At 51.6% G+C, this 23,215-nt stretch carries 15 protein-coding genes; 10 read left to right on the top strand and 5 right to left on the bottom strand.

Annotated features, from left to right (window positions below; genetic code table 11):
* Window positions 1–59: 59 nt before the first annotated feature.
* Window positions 60–2,123 (bottom strand): M6 family metalloprotease domain-containing protein, encoded by a 2,064-nt coding sequence (locus tag ACDC99_RS08120; protein WP_370756537.1) that lies wholly within the window; start codon window positions 2,121–2,123, stop codon window positions 60–62.
* Between the two features lie 407 nt (window positions 2,124–2,530).
* Between ACDC99_RS08120 and crcB the strand changes: the two genes are divergently transcribed.
* Window positions 2,531–2,893, top strand: coding sequence for a fluoride efflux transporter CrcB (gene crcB, locus ACDC99_RS08115; protein ID WP_022317454.1), 363 nt, complete (start codon window positions 2,531–2,533; stop codon window positions 2,891–2,893).
* A gap of 144 nt (window positions 2,894–3,037) precedes the next feature.
* Here crcB and ACDC99_RS08110 read toward each other — a convergent pair whose 3' ends face one another.
* Window positions 3,038–4,432 (bottom strand): MATE family efflux transporter, encoded by a 1,395-nt coding sequence (locus tag ACDC99_RS08110; RefSeq protein ID WP_370756536.1) that lies wholly within the window; start codon window positions 4,430–4,432, stop codon window positions 3,038–3,040.
* Window positions 4,433–4,822: 390 nt separating this feature from the next.
* Between ACDC99_RS08110 and ACDC99_RS08105 the strand changes: the two genes are divergently transcribed.
* From ACDC99_RS08105 to ACDC99_RS08095, 3 genes are all read left to right on the top strand, one after another.
* Window positions 4,823–5,977, top strand: coding sequence for a hypothetical protein (locus ACDC99_RS08105; RefSeq protein ID WP_042518415.1), 1,155 nt, complete (start codon window positions 4,823–4,825; stop codon window positions 5,975–5,977).
* A 79-nt stretch (window positions 5,978–6,056) separates the two neighbouring features.
* Window positions 6,057–8,006 (top strand): DNA topoisomerase IV subunit B, encoded by a 1,950-nt coding sequence (locus ACDC99_RS08100; RefSeq protein WP_044074483.1) that lies wholly within the window; start codon window positions 6,057–6,059, stop codon window positions 8,004–8,006.
* Window positions 8,007–8,046: 40 nt separating this feature from the next.
* Window positions 8,047–9,633, top strand: coding sequence for a S41 family peptidase (locus tag ACDC99_RS08095; protein ID WP_302414575.1), 1,587 nt, complete (start codon window positions 8,047–8,049; stop codon window positions 9,631–9,633).
* A 171-nt stretch (window positions 9,634–9,804) separates the two neighbouring features.
* Here the strand turns inward: ACDC99_RS08095 and ACDC99_RS08090 are convergent, their stop codons facing one another.
* Together ACDC99_RS08090 and ACDC99_RS08085 are read right to left on the bottom strand one after the other, a co-directional pair.
* Entirely contained in the window at window positions 9,805–10,359 is a 555-nt protein-coding gene (locus tag ACDC99_RS08090) for an outer membrane protein (protein WP_370756535.1), read from the bottom strand.
* Between the two features lie 449 nt (window positions 10,360–10,808).
* The gene (locus ACDC99_RS08085) at window positions 10,809–12,131 is read right to left on the bottom strand and encodes a DUF2851 family protein (protein ID WP_042518423.1); all 1,323 of its coding nucleotides are present in this window, start codon (window positions 12,129–12,131) and stop codon (window positions 10,809–10,811) included.
* A gap of 266 nt (window positions 12,132–12,397) precedes the next feature.
* On the opposite strand from ACDC99_RS08085, the gene ACDC99_RS08080 reads away from it, so the two are divergent.
* Window positions 12,398–14,878: a bifunctional UDP-N-acetylmuramoyl-tripeptide:D-alanyl-D-alanine ligase/alanine racemase gene (locus tag ACDC99_RS08080; protein WP_370756534.1), complete on the top strand. Its 2,481-nt coding sequence runs from the start codon at window positions 12,398–12,400 to the stop codon at window positions 14,876–14,878.
* A 339-nt stretch (window positions 14,879–15,217) separates the two neighbouring features.
* The gene (locus tag ACDC99_RS08075; protein ID WP_370756533.1) at window positions 15,218–16,675 is read left to right on the top strand and encodes an MFS transporter; all 1,458 of its coding nucleotides are present in this window, start codon (window positions 15,218–15,220) and stop codon (window positions 16,673–16,675) included.
* Between the two features lie 496 nt (window positions 16,676–17,171).
* Here the strand turns inward: ACDC99_RS08075 and ACDC99_RS08070 are convergent, their stop codons facing one another.
* Window positions 17,172–17,390, bottom strand: coding sequence for a hypothetical protein (locus ACDC99_RS08070; protein WP_287071800.1), 219 nt, complete (start codon window positions 17,388–17,390; stop codon window positions 17,172–17,174).
* A 457-nt stretch (window positions 17,391–17,847) separates the two neighbouring features.
* On the opposite strand from ACDC99_RS08070, the gene ACDC99_RS08065 reads away from it, so the two are divergent.
* The 4 genes from ACDC99_RS08065 (at window position 17,848) to ACDC99_RS08050 (ending at window position 23,127) form a co-directional block, all read left to right on the top strand.
* Window positions 17,848–20,397, top strand: a complete 2,550-nt coding sequence (locus ACDC99_RS08065) for an adenosylcobalamin-dependent ribonucleoside-diphosphate reductase (RefSeq protein WP_042518428.1) — start codon at window positions 17,848–17,850, stop codon at window positions 20,395–20,397.
* Window positions 20,398–20,411: 14 nt separating this feature from the next.
* The gene (gene folB / locus ACDC99_RS08060; RefSeq protein ID WP_288591510.1) at window positions 20,412–20,795 is read left to right on the top strand and encodes a dihydroneopterin aldolase; all 384 of its coding nucleotides are present in this window, start codon (window positions 20,412–20,414) and stop codon (window positions 20,793–20,795) included.
* A 41-nt stretch (window positions 20,796–20,836) separates the two neighbouring features.
* Entirely contained in the window at window positions 20,837–22,120 is a 1,284-nt protein-coding gene (locus tag ACDC99_RS08055) for an N-acetylmuramoyl-L-alanine amidase family protein (protein ID WP_370756532.1), read from the top strand.
* A 104-nt stretch (window positions 22,121–22,224) separates the two neighbouring features.
* Window positions 22,225–23,127: an MlaD family protein gene (locus ACDC99_RS08050; RefSeq protein ID WP_044073446.1), complete on the top strand. Its 903-nt coding sequence runs from the start codon at window positions 22,225–22,227 to the stop codon at window positions 23,125–23,127.
* Window positions 23,128–23,215: the final 88 nt, after the last annotated feature.

Below are 23,215 nucleotides of genomic sequence, written 5' to 3'. Positions count from 1 at the left end.
GATGGAGCAGTCTCGCCGAATGTACCCTTGCTGCTGCTGAAGTTCTTGCAGTTTGTTTCTCATCCTGCCGGCATTCCGTCCATTCTGTCGGTGAAGTCGTAGGCAGAAGTCACCTTCTCTCCGTCGTAGGTAACCTTTTCGAGGTTCACCACATAGTCCTGGGCACCGTCGATGGCATCCCATGAGGCGCTGAACGAAGTCATCGTCACGTCCTTCTCCATGATGTTCTTCACCTTCTCGTCAGTGAAGAATTTTTCTGTTGTCTTCACCTCCTTGGTGTCAGCATCTGTGATGTAAGAACCGTTGCAGCTTGCCAGGCTCACCTGATATGTAGTCTCCTTCTCAAGACCCTCTACAGAGACATTCTCTCCGGTCACGGTCTTGTCGGTGTAGTCCTCCAGGTCGGTCAGCGAGTTGTCCTCGTTCACCTTCTTCACGTTGAGCAGATAGTTCTCGGCTTTCTCTACCTTGTTCCACGACAGGTCGAAGCCGTTGTATCTCTCGTTGCTTGCCGTGAGCTCCGGTTTTGTGATTCCCGAGTCAGCTCCTTTGACATAGAACGACACCAGTCCGTTGACATCGCTGATCTTGTCGATGTCGAGCAGATGCACGGCATCCCACGACTTGAACGAGTATTCCGTCACATTGTCAGAACCCGGGAAAGGCACGCCCGTCTGATAGTATCCGGTGCCGGAGTATCTGCCGTTTGCCTCCACGATGTCCACGCGCTGGTGCCTGCCGACGGTGTTCACCTTGTTGTCTTTCCATAGATTCTCGTCGTAGTCGATGTGCCATACGAGCATTCCCGAACCGGGCAGGTATGCGTCCCATCCCTTTTTCTGTCTGTTCTCCAGCAGATAGTATTCGTTCTCGTTGCCAGGCACCTGTATCATGTATGCCTTGTTGGATTCTCCAAGATACGGCAGTTCGTTCAGGTCGCCGCTTCTTCTTGTTATCACCTCAGGCTTCAGCCATCCCAGCTCGTAGCATTCGTATGAAGAATAGAGTGGGGGAGTGTTGCTGTTGTTGTTGTAAGAGCCGGAGCACATGGTGTCCCAACTGCCGGGGGTGTAAGAAGAGTATACGCCGGTGGTGTCGTAGTGGTCCATGAATCCGAGGCAGTGTCCGAATTCATGCACGAAAGTTCCGATACCGGTGGTGAAGCCGTTGCTCAGTCCGTCTTCCTCGTTGCTGCAGGTGTAGCTGTTGATGTTCACTCCGTCTTTGGTCTTCACCTCCACTCCCCATTCATTCATGGTGAAGGCGTGGGGCCAGATGGTGTTGGCGTCGTTGGAGTCGGCAGAACCCTTTCCGGCGTAGTAGATATAGATGTTGTCGACGTTTCCGTCGCCGTCGTGGTCATACTGCGAGAAGTCCACCTCGTCGTCGATAGCCTCCACTACAGCCTTCACGAATGTTCCCATGTTTATAGGAGTGTTGTATGTTCCGTCGCCGGCGTCATGCTGTCCGTAGTTTATCTTCACCGGACCGTATACATCGAATGTTGGCTTGAACTGTCCGTGAGAGCTTGCTATGAAGAAGTCTCTGGCACTGCCGGTAGCACCGTTGATGGCGGTGAATCCCTCTTTGTTCATCGCTTCGTCGTAGTATTCCTTTGGGTTCTTCATTGTGGAGAACGACTTGTCGTTGAACTCCATCAGGATGACTATAGAGTGCTGCTCTCCGAAATGGGGGAAGTTGTTCATGAGCGCCTTTTTGGGTCTCTGCACCACCTTCTTTACTGCAGTCTGCTGACCTACACGCTTCTGCAGGCTCATTTTCATTGCCAGCTGCTGCGCTGTCTCCTTGTTTATGGATTTGAGTAGTTCCGTGGCCTGTGGCGAACGTCGCTCAGAGTTCGTTGCCACGATGCCGCTGCTCTTCAGCTTTCCGCTGACGATGGTGGCATACTCATAGTTATTGGTTGCTTCATTGTAGATCAAGGGGTATCCGTCCACTGTCGTAGTGTAGTGTCCATGCTCGCTGCCGTGCAGACGGATAGAAATCTCCGTACCGTCGGCCTGCTTTGCCTTAATCACCCCAGGGTAAGCTTTCACGGCGAATCCGTTCTGCGCTGAGCAGAACAACAGTACCGCCAATGCAAGGGTATTGTGTAATTTCATTTTTCAGAAGTAAAGATTTAAATAATTATTGCTACAAATAAAGAAACGATACCAGAGCCCGGCCTTCTGTGTCCTTCAAACAGGACATGAAAGACTGACGGAGACAAATGCTCCATGCTCTTTTGCATTGAGCAAAGATAGGTTAAATTCTTTGACTTGCAAAAAAATAAATACATATTTAAATTATTATTAACACAAAGCCTGTAAATGTAGTTAAAATCAGTGTGTTAGATTGTTAAGGCAGGTGTTGTCGGGGCGTTATCTTACAAGTTTTTTACATAAAATAAGCTTCGGCTAGGCAAAACATTCAAGCGAGCTTGATGATTTTGCACTCGCCTTGCATTATTTTTGCAGGATAGCGTAAAAGTGAATAACTTTGCAAGCCTATATGGTCAATTGAAAAAACAATGATAAAAAATATCCTTCTCGTGGCATTTGGCGGAGCCGTGGGTTCCGTGTTGCGCTATCTCGTTTCTAAATGGCTTCAAGAAGCATCGTCTGTGGCATTTCCCGTTGGCACGCTGGTCGTCAACGTGGTAGGCTGCCTCCTTATCGGACTCATCTATGGCGCATCTGACCGTTGGGGCATCAGCGGCGACATGCGGCTGCTGCTCACCGTAGGCTTCTGCGGCGGTTTCACCACCTTCAGCACATTCATGAACGAGAGCCTCTCGCTCATGCGTGCCGACAATCTGCTGTCCCTTGCTCTCTATGCCTCGCTCAGCGTAGGACTTGGATTGGTTGCCGTTTGGGCGGGCAGCAGGATATAACAGAACCCCCAAACGCCATGATTGACGTTTGGGGGTAAACTTACTGATGACTATTTGGAATTAAACTTACTGATGCTGATTTGTGGATAAACGTCCTAATAGCCGTTTGGGACTACTTTCTGATGACCGTTTGCTGTCCACTCGCTATGCAGCCAGAATCCCTTGTCCTCCATGCTCCAGCCATGCCACCTGTCGCCGGAAGAAAATATAGTAGAGCACTCCAGCCACGGTGAGTCCCACGGGGAAGGCTCCCCATATTCCCATTATTCCGTATCCCATGTGTATGCCCAAGAGCCAGCTGCAAGGCAGCGACACTAACACGAAGGCAACGAAGGCGATGTAGACCATCGGCTGCACGTGGCCCGTGCCTCTCAGCGCATTGGCATAGCAGCATTGCATGCCGTCGCCAAACTGATACACTATCATTATCAGCGTGACATGGGCGCAGATTTCGGCTATCGTGGCGTCGTTGGCAAAGATGAATCCCGTTTCGTGGCGCAACAAGAACACCGGTATGCTCACCACGCATCCTATCATGCAGATGATGTGGAATCCGGCAGCCGTGACGCGTCGCAGTTCCGTGATGTCGTTCTGTCCCACGTAGAAGCTCACTCTCACCGACACCGCAGCGGCAATGCCGTAGTATATCATGAAGAACACCTGTGATACCGTGATCATCACCTGATGGGCAGCCAGTGCCGTGGTGCCGAGCCATCCCACCAACACTCCCGTCAGCGAGAACGCCGCCGACTCCATTCCCATTTGCAGCGACACGGGCCAGCTCTGCTTGCTCACCTGACGGAACGCTTCGCCGCTGAGACGCGCCTCTCTGAACGAACGGCTATATACCTTATATCTCTTTGAAATCATGAATATCGCGAATGCCACCACGAACATCATCACTCTGCTGAGCATAGTGCTGAGTCCGGCTCCGAGCAGTCCCAGTTCAGGCAGCGGACCGGGACCGTAGATGAGCAGGTAGTTGCCCACGATGTTGGCAACGTTGCCCGCCAGCAGGATATACATCGACATCTTGGTGTTGCCGATGGCGTCGTAGAACTGTTTGAACGAATTGAACCAGCAGGCGAAAGGCACCGAAATCATGTTCACCATCAGATACGGTCTGACGAGCGGCAGCAGTTCCACAGGCTGCCCCAGCTTGTCAACGTTCAGATACACCGCCGTGAGCACACCGAGCAGAATGATGGAAGTGAGAGTGCCGGCAGCCAGTCCGTTTTTCATCACCGAACCAATCTTCTCCCTCTCGCCCCTTCCGAAGAGCTGACCCACCATTGGCGTCAGTCCGTAGCTGAATCCCAGTGCCAGCACGAGGATAATCGCCATTATCGTGTTTACGAAACTCGCAGCCGCCAGTTCCATCACACTATGGTGTCCCACCATCAGCGTGTCGGCAAATCCGAGGATTATGGTGCCCACCTGTCCCACGACGATAGGTATTCCGAGCGACAGCAACATACGGTAGTGGTAAGAATATTTGTTATTCTGTTGAATGTTGATTTTTCTTTGTCCGGTTGTCATAAGTTTGGATTTAGGCTGCAAAGGTACTCTCTTTTCTCTGCATTCCAATATTATTTGTGCAAATACTTGGTACGGCGTCCGGATTTCAACCCATATCGGGCATTAGGGCTTGCTCGGATTTCTGCTATGCCGTTTCCCCTGCCGGCGGCAGGCTGGGCTGATGCCGGCGGCAGCTGATGGGACGGCAGACAGGCCTTTAGTGCGAAAAGCAGGGCAAAATTTGTTACTTTCCACAAAAAACCGTAATTTTGCCTTCGTTTTAAAACAAGATTATATTATACACATGACAAGAAGGCTACCACATGGCACCACTCACTTGAGGGATGCCAACGATGTGGTTTTGTCTTCAGCGCAAACACATGTGGAGAGTTAACTTGAGTATTATTGAATATGTCATCAATAGAAATAAGAAAAGTCAGCACGAAAGCAGACCTGAAGGCGTTCATCGACTTCCATTACGACCTGTATGAGGGCAGTCCGTACGATGCCCCCAACCTGTTCAGCGACGATATGAACACGCTGAGCAAAGACAAGAATGCAGCCTTTGAGTTCTGCGAGGCAGAATATTATATGGCGTTCGACAAGGCGACGGGAAAGATGGTGGGCCGCGTGGCTGCCATCATAAACCACAAGGCAAACAAGAAGTGGGAAAGAAACGACGTGCGCTTCGGATGGATAGACTTCGTCGACGACATCAACGTGTCGGGGGCGCTCCTCTCTGCCGTGGAGCAATACGGCAGGGAGAAGGGTATGACACACGTGGTGGGACCGCTCGGATTCACCGATATGGACCCCGAGGGAATGCTCACCATGGGATTCGACCAGCTCGGCACCATGGCGACGATATACAACTACGACTATTACCCCAAACACATGGAGAGGCTCGGCGGATTCGAGAAAGACAACGACTACGTGGAGTTCAAGCTCTTCGTGCCTAAGACCGTGCCGGAGAAATACGCAAAGGTGGCTTCTCTCATAGAGAAACGCTATAACCTGCACGTGAAGAAACTCACCAAACGGGAAATCTTCGAAGAGGGCTACGGCAGACGAATCTTCGAGATCATAAACGAGACCTTCGCCGGACTATATGGGTATTCGGAACTGACCGACAAGCAGATAGAACAATACATAGGTATGTATTTCCCGATGGCAGACCTCGACCTCATCACGCTGATAGAGGACTGGAACGCCGACAAGAAAATCGTTGGAGTGGGCATCACGCTGCCGTCGCTTGCCAAGGCACTGCAGAAATGCCGCAGAGGCAGACTCACACCGTTCGGATGGTGGCACATCCTCAGAGCCCTCAAGTTCGGACACACCAAGATAGTGGACCTGCTGCTCGTGGGCATACTGCCCGAATACCGTGCCAAGGGAGCCAACTCGCTCCTCTTTGCCGATCTCATCCCGAGATACGTGGAGCGCGGATATGAATGGGGAGAGACACATGTGGAGATGGAGGCAAACGACAAAGTGCAGAGCCAGTGGCAGTATCTCGACTGTGAAAACCACAAGAGGCGCCGCTGCTATATCAAGGAGATAAAGTAATGCCTGTAGCCCTGTTCCTTCCTCCAGAGGTAAGGTCAGGGATTGGGAAACCAACCCGTCAACCCGTAAAACATCAACCATGAGCGAAATCAATATAGAAAACCAAGAACAACAAGAACCACAAGAACCACAGGTGCAATACACCGATGAAAGCATCCGACACCTTTCCGACATGGAGCACATACGCACACGTCCCGGAATGTATATCGGAAGACTCGGTGACGGTTCACTGCCAGAAGACGGCATCTACGTGCTGCTCAAAGAGGTGGTGGACAACTCCATCGACGAGTTCCGCATGAACCAAGGCAAACGCATAGAGGTGGACATCGACGAACACCTACGCGTAAGCGTGCGCGACTACGGACGAGGCATTCCGCAGGGGAAACTCGTAGAGGCGGTGAGCATGCTAAACACGGGAGGAAAATACGACTCAAAGGCGTTCAAGAAAAGCGTGGGACTCAACGGAGTGGGTATAAAGGCTGTAAACGCCCTGAGCCTGAACTTCGAGGTGAAATCGTATCGCGACGGCAAGGTGAGAGCCCTGACATTCGAGAGGGGAGAGCTGAAGACCGACGTCGCAGAGGATACTACCGACGAGAACGGAACATACATCTACTTCGAGCCAGACGCCAAGCTCTTCAAGAACTACTCCTTCCACGACGACATCATAGAGACGATGCTCCGTAACTACACCTACCTGAACACGGGACTCGCCATAATGTATAACGGCAGACGGATACTGAGCCGCAACGGACTCAAAGACCTGCTCAACGACACGATGACCACAGACGGATTGTATCCCATCGTGCATCTCAAGGGCGAAGACATCGAAATAGCCTTCACACACACCGGACAGTATGGAGAGGAATACCACTCATTCGTAAACGGACAGCATACCACACAGGGCGGTACACACCAGAGCGCATTCAAGGAGCATCTGGCAAAGACGATAAAGGAGTTCTTCAACAAGAACTTTGAATATACCGACATCCGCAACGGACTCGTAGGAGCCATCGCCATCAATGTGGAGGAGCCGATGTTTGAGAGCCAGACCAAGATAAAGCTCGGTTCGCAGACCATGAGCCCCGACGGAGTGACCGTGAACAAATATGTGGGCGACTTCATAAAGACAGAAGTGGACAACTTCCTCCACCGCAATGCCGACGTGGCAGAGGTGATGCTCCAGAAGATACAGTCGAGCGAAAAGGAACGCAAGGCGATGGCCGGAGTGACAAAGCTGGCAAGGGAGAGGGCGAAGAAAGCCAACCTGCATAACAGGAAACTCCGCGACTGCCGCATACACTTCAGCGACGTGAAAGACGACCGCAAGGAGGAGAGCGCCATATTCATCACCGAGGGAGACTCGGCAAGCGGAAGCATCACGAAGAGCCGCGACGTGAACACACAGGCGGTGTTCTCGCTCAGAGGAAAACCTCTGAACTCCTTCGGACTGACGAAGAAGGTGGTGTATGAAAACGAGGAGTTCAACCTGCTGCAGGCTGCCCTCGACATAGAGGACGGACTCGACACGCTGAGATACAACAAGGTGATTGTGGCGACGGATGCCGATGTGGACGGAATGCACATCCGACTGCTCATCATCACGTTCTTCCTGCAGTTCTTCCCCGATCTGATAAAGAAGGGACACGTGTTCGTGTTGCAGACACCTCTGTTCCGTGTGAGAAACAAGAAGACGAAGATAAAGTCGAAGGCTGTGAAGGCTACGGCAACGGGAAAGGGAGATTTCGTGACCCGCTACTGCTACACCGAAGAGGAGCGCCTCGACGCAATACAGGAACTGGGACCAGATCCGGAGATAACACGATTCAAAGGACTCGGAGAGATCAGTCCCGACGAGTTCAAGAACTTCATCGGACCCGAGATGCGCCTCGAACAGGTCACGCTGCACAAGACGGACCAGGTGCATAAGCTCCTGCAATATTATATGGGAAAGAACACACCGGAGCGTCAGAACTTCATCATAGACAACCTCGTGATAGAAGAAGACAGACCGGAGGAAGAAGAATAACGGTATGGTAGAGAAACATGACAGACTAAAGCGAAATACAATGAAAAGAAACATTTATTGCTTGATATGCCTCGCCATGGCAATGTTTGCCATCGGGGCTTCGGCACAGTTGCAGGTGAGGATGGACAAAGACAGTCCGATGCGTAAATTGCAGCTCGCCGAGATGCTCGTCACCAATTTCTATGTAGACTCCGTAGACGAGAACAAACTCGTGGAGGACGCCATCAGAGGAATGCTCGACAAGCTCGATCCGCACTCCTCATACACCACACCGAAGGAGACGAAGCAGATGAACGAGTCGCTGCAGGGAAACTTCGACGGCATCGGAGTGCAGTTCAACATGGTGGAAGATACTCTGCTCGTAATCCAGACCATTGCCAAAGGACCGTCGCAGAAGGCAGGCATCGTGGCCGGCGACCGCATCGTGGCAGTAAACGACACGGCGATATCAGGAGTGAAGATGCCGCGCGACCAGATTATGATGAGGCTGCGCGGACCGAAGGGCACTATGGTGAAACTCTCTGTGGTGAGGCGCGAAGTGGCAGACACGCTGACCTTCAACGTGAAGCGTGACAAGATTCCGGTGAAGAGCCTCGACGCATCGTATATCATCCGTCCGGGAGTGGGATACATACGCATCGGCAGTTTCGGAGCCACTACATACGATGAGTTCATGACTGCCGTAAACAAACTGAAGGCTGCGGGAATGAAAGACCTCATTCTCGACTTGCAGGACAATGGCGGCGGATATCTGCAGGCGGCGGTGAAGATAGCCAACGAATTCCTGCCCAAAGACGACATCATAGTATATGCCAACGGACTGAAATCCTCGAGAATGGACTATCGTGCCAACGGGTCAGGCAAGCTGCTCGACGGCAAGGTGGTGGTGCTCGTGAATGAGTTCACGGCATCGGCATCCGAGATCGTGTCGGGAGCCATGCAGGACAACGACCGAGGTATGGTGGTGGGCAGACGCACCTTCGGTAAGGGACTCGTGCAGAGACCCTTCGACATGCCCGACGGTTCGATGATACGCCTCACCATCGCCCATTACTACACTCCTACAGGCCGCTGCATACAGAAGCCATACAAGAAGGGCGACCAGAAAGACTATGCCATGGAACTGGACAAGCGACTGAAGCATGGCGAGCTGATGAATGCCGACAGCATACACTTCGCCGACTCGCTGAAGTTCTACACCCTGCGCAAACACCGTGTGGTATATGGCGGTGGAGGAATCATGCCAGACTATTTTGTGCCTCTCGACACGATGACATACACCAAGTATCACCGTCAGCTCGTGGCAAAGGGAATGGTGACCGACGCCGTGCTCCGCTTCATCGACAACAACAGGAAGTCGCTAAAGCGCAAATACACGGATTTCAATAAGTTTGAGGCAGAATACCAGGTTCCGGAGTCGCTTATTGCCGACATCAGGGAGAGAGGAGAGAAGAAGGATGTGAAGCCGAAAGACAACGAGGAACTGAAACTCACCTTGCCCCGCCTTGCCACTCAGGTGAAGGCTCTTGTGGCGCGCGACATCTGGGATATGGACGAATATTTCCAGATTGTCAACGAGACGAGCGACATCGTGAAGAAAGGACTGGAAACGATAGAGAAGATGTAGTGACAATTATCACAAACGCAACAATGGCTGTATCATCAAGGCTTGATGATACAGCCATTGCTATATTTGCTCTATGGCGATTTCCGTTTCTGATATCCAAAGACTATGATGGGATAACAACAGATGTCAGTTGGAATACATTCGGAATGCCACCATCGTCAGAGACGAGGATTAGAAGTTGTAGATAACGCCGAACTTCAGATCGTTAGTGTTGAAGTGGAAACCGAAACCTTTCTCTCCGTAAGGATGACCGCTCAAGCCCTTGAAGTCAGGGTCATCGTTGTCGCGGTAGCCCAGGAAACCGAGAGCAGCGATGAAGTCAACGCTCTTTGTGAGGCTGACCTTCACACCTGGTGTCACACCAATCTGCCATGCATTGTAGCTGTCGCTTTCCTTGCCGTCATACTTAGCCTTGTAAGTGTTGATAGCGAAACCTGCATCCAGAAGGAATGAAACAGGACCTGCCTTGGCTGCTGTGTAGCGTGCGAATGGAGCAGCGCCAACACCATTTACCTTCAGTCCGTCATAATAGTTGTAGTCGTAGTCGAACTCCAAGCCGATTGCCCACTTGTTTGTGATGTTGTAGCCCACCTGAGGAGCAACTGTGAATGATGTATGGTTGTCTTCGTAGTTACGCCAGAAACCAACTTCACCACCTACAAAAACCTGTGCGTTGGCAGCCACTGTCATGACAAGTGCTACCAAAGTCATAAAAATCTTTCTCATGTTTTCTTTCCTTTTTGGTTATAAATATTGTTGTTATCTTTGTTCCTTGATTTTACACTTCAGCCCGTATTGACTTAGCTCTTCAGCTCGTGTCGATTTAGCTCTTTAATTCGTATTTACTTGACCTCCTGTTGTCTTGCTTTGTCCGTTTTACTAACAGCATCGAATTACTTTAACGAACCATATTCCGCTCCTTTTGCGAACCTCAATTTGTCTCTTTGACGAATTGCAAAGTGTTGTTTACTGATGCAAAGAAAAACATTTGTGTTCTAAATACCAACGTTTTATCTATAAAAATGCCATGCATTAGGAATTTTTTAAGACTATTACGGAATAAGTGAACAATCCGCTTGTCTGATTACCTCAATTATATATTACTCCTGCCAGTGACTTTTTATTGTAGTCAGTAGGATGTCGCTTGACAAAATGTTTACTGATTGCAGCCGCTCCTATCCTTTTTCTTCTTTCACGAACCATCCGTTGCGTTTTATGTATTCGTAGCCGAAACGGCAGCGCAGACAGTCGCGGCGGTCGCAGTATTCCTTTTTCAGTTGCACGATGGCCTGGCTGTCGGCGGCGGTCTCTATCTCCAGTCCGCATTCCTTCCACATCCTTATGATGCTGTTGTCCTCAGCCTTCAGTTCTTCGAGCAGCCGGAAAGCGCGGTCGGTGAGCGTCTCGTCGCCCTTGTGTCTGCCGTAGGCAAAGAGGATAGGGATGGCGGTGTTGAGGATGAGCACTCTGACAGACTGCTTTGACAGCTGCTTTGCCGACTTCTTGCCTTCCGCCCCGAAGGAGTAGTGGGTCTCCCAATATGGTGTGACGTGGGTGGCAAACAGGTCTGACATCTCGTCGACGCTGCGACATTCTATCAGTTGACTCAGATTTGAGCGCCGGTTGTAATAGAGGTTTGCGAGCTGTGAAATCCTGATGTTAGGGAAGTTCTGCGGACGGAGTCTCAGGAATTTCCATTCCGTCGCCGACATCTGTTCCAGGTGGAATTTGTGGTTCAGATATGAGTATTCCCGTCTCAGCTTGGTCAGATAAATGTCGTTTGCCGCCTCTTCGCGGTGTCGCTGCGGAATAGCCTGTTCGTCGAGCAGTCCAGCCTGTCCCAGGAATATCGCCTCTATCTGGAATATGTCGTCGCGGTGGTGGGCCACACTCTGCAGCGACAGCGTGGCAGCCCATTTCTCAAAAGCCTCGCCGTTCACTCCGAAGCCGAAGTTGCGTGCGAGCGTCATGAAGTATGCGTCTTCCCACGATCCGTTTCTCTCCTTCACTCTCCTGCTTATCGCCTCCGTCTTCTGCTCCAGGCGTTCCGTCTGCAGAGCGCTCATCCAGCTGTGTACAGTCAGTTTCTGCAACTGTCCTATCACTTCGTGGCAAGGCGGGAAGCGGTCCTCTCTCAGCAGCCTGGAGTAGTTTGCCGTCACATATTCCGGCACGTCCATCTGCATCTGTCGCATCGTTTCGCCCCGGCTGCTTCTCACCGGCATGTCGTCTTCGCCCACCACGTGAAGAATCACGTTGTCGTATGCCTCGTCCTTGTCGTGGCCATGCAGAAACCAGTCAGACGCCTTGTCGTGAATCTCCACATTGCCAACCCACAGCATCCCGTCCACCTTTATTTTCGCATTGAAGAAGTCAGGTCCGGCGTTGCGGTTGTGGAGTCCCGGGTCAATCACCTCCACCGTCTCTCCCTTGTTCGTGGTCATCCGGTGTAGCGGATACATCCTGTGGCGCCAAATATAATGAAGAAGAATTTCCATCGTGTTTCTCTGTTTGCTGTCAAGTCATGTCGTCATGACTGGCTTGGGATTTATAATCACCTGCGAAGATAACAAAAATCATTGAAATGTCGTCATCCCATAGCAAAAATCAGTTTTTTTTGTCTCCCGGCGAGATAAATTCCACAAATCATGCGTGTTCTGAAAAATATCCGTATATTTGCAAATACAAATTGCAAATATAACAAGCATGGGCCAGTGGTCATGCCATTTTGGCCCGTTGTCGTTTTAATCAAGAATCAACAGCAATGACTTATTCAATTGAAAAAGTAACGACATTGATAGGGGCGCGTAGATATGGAGACCAAGCCGCCAACATCGGCTTTCTGCTCACCGACAGCCGTTCCCTCTGTTTCCCTGAGGAAACGTTGTTCTTTGCCCTCAAGTCCGGCCGTCGCAATGGCCATGAGTTCATACCCGACCTTTATCGTCGAGGAGTGAGAAACTTTGTTGTGGACGCATTGCCACAAGACTATGCCACCACTTATCCAGGTTCCAATTTCCTCAAGGTAATCAGTCCGCTCGAAGCGCTGCAGCGCCTTGCCGAGCGTCATCGCGACGAGTTCAACATCCCCGTCGTGGGCGTAACGGGCAGCAACGGCAAGACCATTGTCAAGGAGTGGCTCTATCAGTTGCTCTCTCAGTCGCTCAGCGTCACGCGCAGTCCTCGTAGCTACAATTCCCAGATTGGCGTTCCGCTCTCCGTCTGGCTGCTCGGCGAGCAGTCACAGGTGGGAGTATTCGAGGCAGGCATCAGCCAGCCCGGCGAGATGCAGGCACTGCGCAACATCATACAGCCCACCATCGGCGTGATAACCAATATCGGCAGTGCCCATCAGGAGAATTTTCCTTCGATGGAAGCCAAGGTGGACGAGAAGCTCGACCTCTTCCGCGACGCCAGCGTGATAGTATATCCCGGCGACAGCAAGGAGATAGCCAGCCGAGTGGGCGAAAGGGCGTTCAAGGGCGAACACCTGTGGTGGTCGGTTGCCGACGCCAATGCTCCGCTATATATAAAGAATGTGGAGAAGGGCGAGACCTCCACCACCGTTACCTATATATATAATAAGGTTGGCGGGGAATGTCAGTACACCCTGCCTTTCATCGACGAGGCATCCATCGAGAATTCCATCACCTGCTGCGCCGTATGCCTATCGCTCGGTATTTCTGCCGCCGACATCGCCGGGAGAATGCCGAAGCTGGAGGCTGTCGCCATGCGACTGGAGGTGAAGCAGGGCCAGCATGGCTGCACGCTCATCAACGATTCCTACAATTCCGACATCAACTCTCTCGACATAGCCCTCGACTTCATCAGTCGCCGTCCCGACCATAAGGGCCGTCGCCGCACACTGATTCTCAGCGACATCCTGCAGAGCGGAATGACGCGCGACCAGCTTTATGCAGAGGTGTCAGAACTATGCGTCAAGAGGGGAGTGGAGAAATTCATCGGTGTGGGTCCCGACCTCATGGCAGAGGCAGACAGAATCGGGGTGGGGGAGAAATACTTCTTCCCCGACAGTCAGACCTTCATCAAGAGTCCCGTCTTCAGCACACTCCGCGATGAGGTGATACTCATAAAGGGAGCGCGCGCCTTCGGTTTCGACGGCATCAGCGAACTCCTGGAGCAGAAGGTGCATGAAACCATCCTTGAGGTGAACCTCCAGGCAGTGGTAGACAATCTCAACTACTACCGCTCTTATATGAAGCCCGAGACCAAGCTCGTATGCATGGTTAAGGCAAATGCCTATGGCAGTGGAGCGGTGGAGGTGGCAAAGACATTGCAGGACCACCGTGTGGACTATCTCGCCGTTGCCGTTGCCGACGAGGGAGTGACGCTCCGCAAAAACGGAATCACGAGCAATATCATGATAATGAATCCGGAGATGACGGCATTCAAGACGATGTTCGACTATGACCTCGAACCTGAGGTCTACAGTTTCCGTCTGCTCGACGCCCTTGTCAAGGCTGCCCGGCGCGAGGGAATCACGGGCTACCCCGTACACATCAAGCTCGACACCGGAATGCACCGTCTCGGCTTCAACCCCAAGACCGACATTGACGAACTGATACATCGTCTGCAGTCGCAGAACGCCATCATCCCCCGTTCAGTGTTCTCGCATTTCGTGGGTTCCGACAGTGACGACTTCGACAATTTCTCAAAGATGCAGTTCGACCTCTTCGATGAGGCGAGCAGCAAGCTTCAGGCAGCGTTTCCCCACAAGATCCTGCGCCATATCTGCAACTCTGCCGGCATCGAACACTTCCCAGAACGCCAGCTTGATATGTGTCGTCTCGGTCTCGGACTATATGGCATCGACAGTCGCGACAACCATATACTGAACAATGTGAGCACTCTGAAAACCACCATCCTGCAATTACGTGATGTGCCGAAGGAGGAGACAGTGGGCTATAGCCGCAAGGGGCACCTGACGCGCGACAGCCGCATCGCAGCCATTCCGATAGGATATGCCGACGGACTGAACCGCCACCTGGGCCGTGGCAACTGCTACTGTCTGGTGAACGGACAGAAGGCTCCTTATGTTGGCAACATCTGCATGGATGTGGCGATGATCGACGTCACTGGCATACCGTGCAAGGAGGGTGACACAGTGGAAATCTTCGGCGACCATCTGCCAGTGACAGTTCTCTCCGATGTACTCGACACCATCCCATACGAGGTGCTCACCAGTGTGTCAGACCGCGTGAAGAGGGTGTACTACCAGGATTGATATCTTAACCCCAACGGTCATTTCGCCTGTATTCTCACAGTCAGGCAATACGGTTGCCATAAAGGATGGCAAGAAATACATGAACAGATAACATAAAGACAAAACTTTGTTGCTTCCGTCAGCATTCCGATTAACAATGCGAATGCTGGCGGATTTTCTTTTTATCAGTGTCAGGCGATTCTCATTTCTTTTTGGAACAGGGAAAGGAGAAACAGATTGATGCGATGATTACGGATTAATACTGTTTGTTTTCTTTTTTATTGATTTTTTTGCGGAAAGAAGAAAAAAACGCTATCTTTGCAGGCTAGAACAAACAATATTAATCTTATATTAAAACAAATGGCTTCAATACAAACTACTAAGATGTCCAACTTCCGTTGGGTGATTTGTGCTTTGCTGTTTTTGGCAACTACTGTCAACTACATGGACCGTCAGGTTCTGTCGCTGACATGGAAAGACTTTATCGCTCCAGAATTCCACTGGACCGACGATGATTACGGAACGATAACCGGTTGGTTCTCAATCTTCTACGCTGTATGCAACCTCTTCGCTGGTAAGTTCGTAGACTGGATGGGAACAAAGAAGGGCTACCTCATCGCCATCTTCGTATGGTCTACAGGTGCCGTTCTCCACGCCCTCTGCGGTGAGGCAGCTATGCTCATCGAGGGATACGACTCTATAGAAGCCCTGCGTCTTGTGCAGGCAGGTTCCGATGCTGCCGTGGCAATCGCCACCGTCAGCGTATGGCTCTTCCTCTCATGCCGCCTCGTGCTGGCAGCCGGTGAGGCAGGCAACTTCCCTGCTGCCGTGAAGGTTACGGCAGAATACTTCCCAAAGAAAGACCGCGCTTTCGCCACTTCAATCTTCAACAGCGGAGCTTCAGTAGGAGCCCTCGCCGCACCTGCCACCATTCCGTTGCTCGCCAACGCCTGGGGCTGGGAGATGGCATTCGTGGTGATCGGTGTGCTCGGTTATGTATGGATGGGCCTCTGGATATGGCTCTATGACAAACCACGCAAGAGCAAGTTCACCAACACTGCCGAGCTTTCATACATCGAGCAGGACGAGGAAGAGGAGAAAGCTGCCGCCGAGTCAGAAGAGGAACACACTGAGGAGAAGACAATCGGATTCCTCAAGTGCTTCACCTTTCCACAGACATGGTCGTTTATCGTGGGCAAGTTCATGACCGACGGCGTATGGTGGTTCTTCCTCTTCTGGGCTCCGGCATACTTCTCGGATGTTTACGGCTACACCTCAGACAGTCCGATGGCTATTGCCCTCATCTTCACACTCTACGCCATCGTTACGGTGTTGAGCATCGGCGGCGGTTACCTCCCCACATATTTCGTTGACAAGAAGGGTATGAATCCATACATCGGCCGTATGCGTGCCATGTTGATATTCGCATGCTTCCCGTTGCTCGGTCTTATCGCCCAGCCAATGGGAGAAATCAGCGCATGGTGGGTGGCAATCATCATCGGATTTCTCGGCGCAGGCCATCAGGCATGGTCAGCCAACCTCTATTCCACCATCGGCGACATGTTCCCTAAGTCTACAATCGCCACAATCACCGGTATCGGTGCCATGGCAGGAGGTATCGGCTCGTTCCTCATCAACAAGGGTTCAGGTATGCTCTTCACCTATGCCGAGAACGCTGCACAGTTCAGCTTCATGGGCTTCGAGGGCAAGAAGGGCGGCTACATGATCGTGTTCTGCATCTGTGCCGTGGCATACCTCATCGGATGGGTTATCATGAAGATCCTCGTGCCGAAATACAAGCCAATCGTAGTGGACTGATGATAAATCGCGGAACCTCCTGACCGCAATCAGTTCTGGAATATTACAATGAACTGCCTGATGGCCGTTTGGGGATAATCCGCAGTAAGACAACACGTGTCTGGCATACAGATAAACCCAAAACGGTCATTAGGCCGTTCAATTTAGTATTTTAATACTGCTTGCTGTCTTTTGCTTTTTATAAGGCGTCTTTTGTCTGTTTTTAATTCGCAATAGCCTGCTATTACTCATTAAAAGCCAAACAAAATCTATCCTTCAAAAAAACAAAATCCATGCAAGCCCTAACGACCGATTTGGGATAAAAAACAGCTGTAAGTTCTTCGAGTAAAAGCGACTCTGGACTTACAGCTGTTTTTTGTATGCCGAATGTTCTTGTTCTTTTTCGGAAAGGAGATGTGCGGTGTTGTTTTTCCGGGAAATCTCTTGCATACAACACCAGGACAGACTCAACACCTTCGTGTCAAGGGAGGAGCAAAAGCCGCTACCGCAACCAACCTCAGAAAAGCCAGTTACTTGCCACGCATGCAATGATGATGATTGCAGCAAGAATAGAAAGTGTGACGAAGAGAACACGGGAAATCATCTTGCGTCTCTTTCTCACTCTCAAAGATTGCTGCTTGAAAGATTCAGTATCGTCCTTATGATGCCTATGGTGGTGATGGTGGACGTGTTCGTGATAGTGATGTCCGATGGTAGCTTTAGTATTTATGTTCATTGACTTAATATTTTTTTGACCGTCCATTGTCAGCGACAAGGTCACATTGAGGGAAATAATAGTAGTTATAATAGTTCGTGCAGCTTGTGGAACCATCCGTCCCTCCATGCTTGCATTGCGCTTCCGTGTATGGAAACATATTTACACTGTTGCAAAAGTAATGAATAATTCCGATATAAATAGGTGACGTGTTTTCATTAACGTTTTTTATATTTCCGTCATCCCTCTCCGCTACGTCTCAATGCCGTTGGGAAACACGGCATGAAAGCCCTCCGGCGGACAATCCTCATGGCAATGATGTGGCATTAACTTTCTCAATCTTTCTTTCCGTATATCCGCAAAAGTCATTAACTTTGCATCCGTTGCGCCGTTTTCTCCATACTGCCGGAACAACCTTCTGGAGTTCGGAGCGGAGCATTAGAGTTTTGATAACAGACTATTCTACCTAATTGCAAAAATGGAAAAAAATAAGACTTATACCTTTGACGAGGCCTTTCGTGCCTCTATGGAATATTTTGGCGGAGACGAACTTGCTGCAAGAGTGTGGGCCAACAAGTATGCGCTGAAAGACAGTTACGGCAATATCTTCGAACAGACGCCGACAGACATGCACTGGCGTATCGCCCGTGAGGTGGCGAGGATAGAAAACCACTATCCCAATCCGCTCACAGAGCAGCAGGTGTTCGAACTGCTCGACCACTTCCGCTATATCGTGCCGGCAGGCAGTCCGATGACCGGCATCGGCAACGACCACCAGGTGGCATCGCTCTCAAACTGCTTCGTGATAGGTCTCGACGGCGACGCCGACTCCTATGGCGCCGTGATGCTCATGGACGAGGAGCAGGTGCAGCTGATGAAACGCCGCGGCGGAGTGGGCCACGACCTTTCGCAGCTCCGTCCGAAGGGCACTCCGGTGAACAACTCTGCACTCACCTCAACAGGTGTCGTGCCATTCATGGAGCGCTTTAGCAATTCCACACGCGAGGTGGCACAAGACGGCCGCCGCGGAGCCCTGATGCTCTCTATCAGCGTGAAGCATCCCGACAGCGAGGCGTTTATCGACGCCAAGATGCAGGAAGGTAAGATTACAGGTGCCAACGTGTCGGTGAAACTCGACGACGAGTTCATGCAGTGCGCTATAGATGGCAAGGAATACACACAGAAATTCCCTATCGACAGCGATGCGCCGATAGTGACTAAGAAGGCAGACGCCAAGAAACTGTGGGAGAAAATAGTACACAACGCATGGAAGAGCGCCGAACCGGGAGTGCTCTTCTGGGACACCATACTCCGTGAGAGCATACCCGACTGCTATGCCGACCTCGGATTTCGCACGGTGTCTACAAACCCATGCGGAGAGATACCGCTCTGTCCGTATGACTCATGCCGACTGCTCTCGGTGAATCTCTATTCATACGTGGTGAACCCATTCACACCGGAGGCATACTTCGACTTCGACCTCTTCAAAAAACACGTGGCGCTGGCACAGCGCATCATGGACGACATCGTGGACATGGAGATGGAGAAGATAGACAAGATAATAGAAAAGGTGAAGAGCGACCCTCAGGCAGATGTGGTGAAGGAGACAGAGCTGCATCTCTGGCAGAAGATAAAGCGCAAGAGCGCCATGGGACGCCGCACGGGAGTGGGAATCACTGCCGAGGGCGACATGCTGGCTGCCATGAACCTGCGCTACGGCACTCAGGAGGCGACAGACTTCTCAGTGGAGGTACACAAGACGCTTGCCCTCGCCGCCTACCGTTCGTCGGTGGTGATGGCAAAGGAGCGCGGAGCCTTCGAGGTGTACGACTCAGAGAGGGAGAAGAACAATCCGTTCATCAACCGCATCCGTGAGGCAGAGCCGGAACTCTATGCCGACATGCTGAAATATGGCCGCCGCAACATCGCATGCCTCACCATCGCCCCGACAGGAACAACCAGTCTGATGACCCAGACCACAAGCGGCATCGAACCGGTGTTCATGCCCGTATACAAGCGCCGTCGCAAGGTGAACCCTACGGACACCGACGTACACGTGGACTTCGTTGACGAGTCAGGCGACTCGTTCGAGGAATTCATCGTCTTCCACCATAAGTTCCTGACATGGATGAAGATTAACGGCTACGACACCGAGAAACGATATACCCAGGAGGAACTCGACCAGCTCGTGGAGAAATCGCCATATTATAAGGCCACGGCAAACGATGTGGACTGGCTCATGAAGGTGCGTATGCAGGGAGCGATACAGAAATGGGTGGACCACAGCATCAGCGTGACCATCAACCTGCCGAACAACGTGGACGAGCAGCTCGTAAACCGTCTCTATGTGGAGGCATGGCGTTCGGGCTGCAAGGGATGCACGGTGTATCGCGACGGATCACGTTCGGGAGTGATGATTGCCGTGGAGAAGAAAGACAAGAAGAAAGCGGAGGAGAAGCATATCTGCGAACCGCCTACCGTGACAGAGGTGCGCCCCAAGGAACTGGAATGCGACGTGGTGCGATTCCAGAACAACAAGGAGAAGTGGGTGGCATTCGTAGGTCTGCTCGACGGATACCCATACGAGATATTCACCGGTCTTCAGGACGACGAGGAGGGAATCTCGCTGCCAAAGAGCGTGAACAAGGGAAAGATCATCAAGAAGATAGACGAAAACGGAAAGAAACGCTACGACTTCCAGTTTGAGAACAAGCGCGGCTACAAGACCACCGTTGAAGGACTGTCAGAGAAGTTCAACCCCGAATACTGGAACTACGCCAAGCTCATCTCCGGCGTGTTGCGCTACCGCATGCCTATTGCCAACGTGATAAAGCTCGTGGGCCAGCTCCAGATGGACAGCCAGAGCATCAACACATGGAAGATAGGAGTGGAGAGAGCCCTCAAGAAATATATAGTAGACGGAACGGAGGCAAAGGGACAGAAATGTCCGGTCTGCGGTCAGGAGACACTCGTATACCAGGAGGGATGCCTCATCTGCAAGAACTGCGGATCATCACGTTGCGGATAAATACAAGCCCCATGATGAGACTCACACAAGGAAAGATATTCATCAAAGACATGCGTTTCCACGCCCGTCATGGCGTGTTGCCGCAAGAGACGCTCACCGGCGGAGACTTTCTCGTCTCCGTCGAGGCGGGCTGTCAGTTGCAGCGTGCCACAGAGACCGACGATGTGGCAGACACGCTGAACTATGCCGACATCCACAGAATGGTGAAAGAAGAGATGGCAGTGCCCTCGAAACTCATCGAACACGTGGCAGGAAGGATAGGCAGACGCATACTCAGCGAGATGCCCCAGATAGAAGAACTGACAGTCAGCGTGACCAAAGAAAACCCTCCGATGGGGGCTGACAGCAGGGGTGCAGGTGTTCAGTTGCACTGGAGAAATGACGAAAAAGACAACTAAATGTTCAATATTCCGCATTTTTGTTATCAAAGACAAAACTTATGACTAAATTTGCAGAAGTGAAGAAATACAGCTGTTATACATTGATACGTGCGCTGCTGGTGGCGGCGTTCATGATTCTTGTGGTGGCAGACGTCGTCGCAAGACAGTTCACGCTCGTCATCGACGCCGGACATGGAGGACATGATGCCGGGGCAAAGGGCAGTTTCTCATACGAGAAGAACATCAACCTGAAGATGGCGCTCGCCTTCGGGTGCTATGTGGAGAAGAACTGTCCCGACGTGACAGTGATATACACCAGAAAGACCGACGTCTTCGTGCCGCTCCACAAGCGGGCCGACATCGCCAACAAGAACCGCGCCGACGTGTTCATCTCCATCCATACCAACGCACTGCCCGGAGGCAGGATAGCCCGCGGAATGGAGACCTACACGATGGGAATGCGGCGGTCTAACGAGAAACTCAGTGCGGCGCAGCGCGAGAACGCTGTCATCACCTATGAGAGCGACTACAAGGAACGGTATGAGGGCTACGACCCCAACTCTCCTGAGAGCGCCATCATGTTTGAGTTCATCCACGACAAGAATATGGCGAAAAGCGTGGAACTCGCCAAACACGTGCAGAAAAGCGTGTGCTCCACGGCAAACCGTCCCGACAAGGGAGTGAAGCAGGACGTGTTCCTCGTTTTGAGAGAGACATCCATGCCGGCATGTCTGATAGAGCTGGGCTTCATCACCACTCCCGACGAGGAGCGGCTGCTCAACGATGATGCCAGCATCGACAATATCGCCAGAGGCATATACAGTGCTTTTGCGAAATACAAGAATGACAACTATTCCGGCGTCAACGTGCCATTGGTGGCGCCAAAGGAGTCAGACAAGGTGAGCCTGCCGACGCTCATTCCGCAGGACGATGCGGACAAACAGAAGAACCGCAATGCCGCAAGAAATTCTGAAACAACGGCAAGCAAACCTCAGTCAGCCCCCAGCCAACCGAGAAGGGCGGCAGCGAAAACCGTCAATGCCCCTGCCGGAACGTCAAAGGCAGACGATGACGACGCTCCCGTTTTCAAAGTTCAGATAATGGCAAACGCCACGAAGGAGGCAAAGAACAGTCCGCGCTTCAAGGGATACGACGGAATAGACATGTATGAGGAAGGCGGAATGTACAAATACACCATCGGCGCCTCTACCAACTACAATGCCATCAACCGTCTGAGAGCTTCGCTCGCCACAGAATTCCCGGGATGCTTCATCGTGGCATTCAGAAACGGCAGCAAGATGAACATCACCGAGGCGATACGCATCTTCAAGCAGCGGCGCTGACATGATAACGCTGCCAGCGGAAGGCGGTTTTGCCGATGGGAGCAGGAGTGGTGCAAGTGATATCATACATATATATAATATATAACAAACAGAAAAGACCCTATATGAAGTATTTTACCAAAGAAGTGAAAATCGCCATTGTGGCAATCGTAGGTCTCGTAGTGCTCTTTCTCGGAATGAACTTCCTGAAGGGACTCGACCTCTTCTCGTCCGAAAGCAAATACTACATATCCTTCAAGGACATCAGCGGACTGAGTTCCTCATGCCCCATCTATGCCGACGGCTATCAGGTGGGTGTGGTGAGAAACATCCAATACGACTATGGCCAGACAAAGGATATCATCGTTGAGGCAAGCATCAACAAAGACATGCGCATACCTAAAGGCAGCAGCGCAGAAATAGTTAGCGACCTCATGGGCAACGTGAAGGTGAACCTGCTCCTTGCCAACAATATGCGTGAGCGCATCAACCCGGGAGAGACCATCGTGGGAGGCATCAACGACGGTGCGATGGGACAGATGAAAGACCTCATACCTATCGTGCAGAAGATGCTGCCGAAGCTCGATTCCATACTCTGCAGCGTGAACACGCTGCTGCAGGATCCTGCCATCGCCAACTCGCTTCATAATGTGGAGACCGTCACCGGCAACCTCACCACATCTACAAGACAGCTCAACACGCTTCTCGGAACGCTCAACAGACGAGTGCCGGGACTTCTCGCCAAGGCAGACAACGTGATTGACAACACGGAGGTGATAACAGGCAAGCTCGCCAAGGTAGACGTAGACGGCACGATGCAGAAGGTGAACACCACGCTGCAGAACGTGCAGGAGTTCACCCATCAGCTCAACAACAACCAGGGTTCCCTCGGACTCCTAATGCGAGATCCTAACCTCTACTACGACCTGAACGCCACAGTGAAGTCGGCAGATTCCCTGCTCATCGACCTCAAGGCGCATCCGAAACGCTACGTACACTTCTCCATCTTCGGAAAGAAGGATAAATGATAAATAGCGGAAAAGTAGACAGAAAGAATAACCATAATCTCCCCTGAGGGGGATAACGAGAGGAGGCTGGTTTCCGATCCATGATTCA

The organism is Prevotella pectinovora, assembly GCF_041323955.1.
Classification (GTDB): Bacteria; Bacteroidota; Bacteroidia; order Bacteroidales; family Bacteroidaceae; genus Prevotella; species Prevotella pectinovora.
Note: the sequence above shows the minus strand (reverse complement) of the source record. Positions and strands in the feature narration are given on the sequence as shown.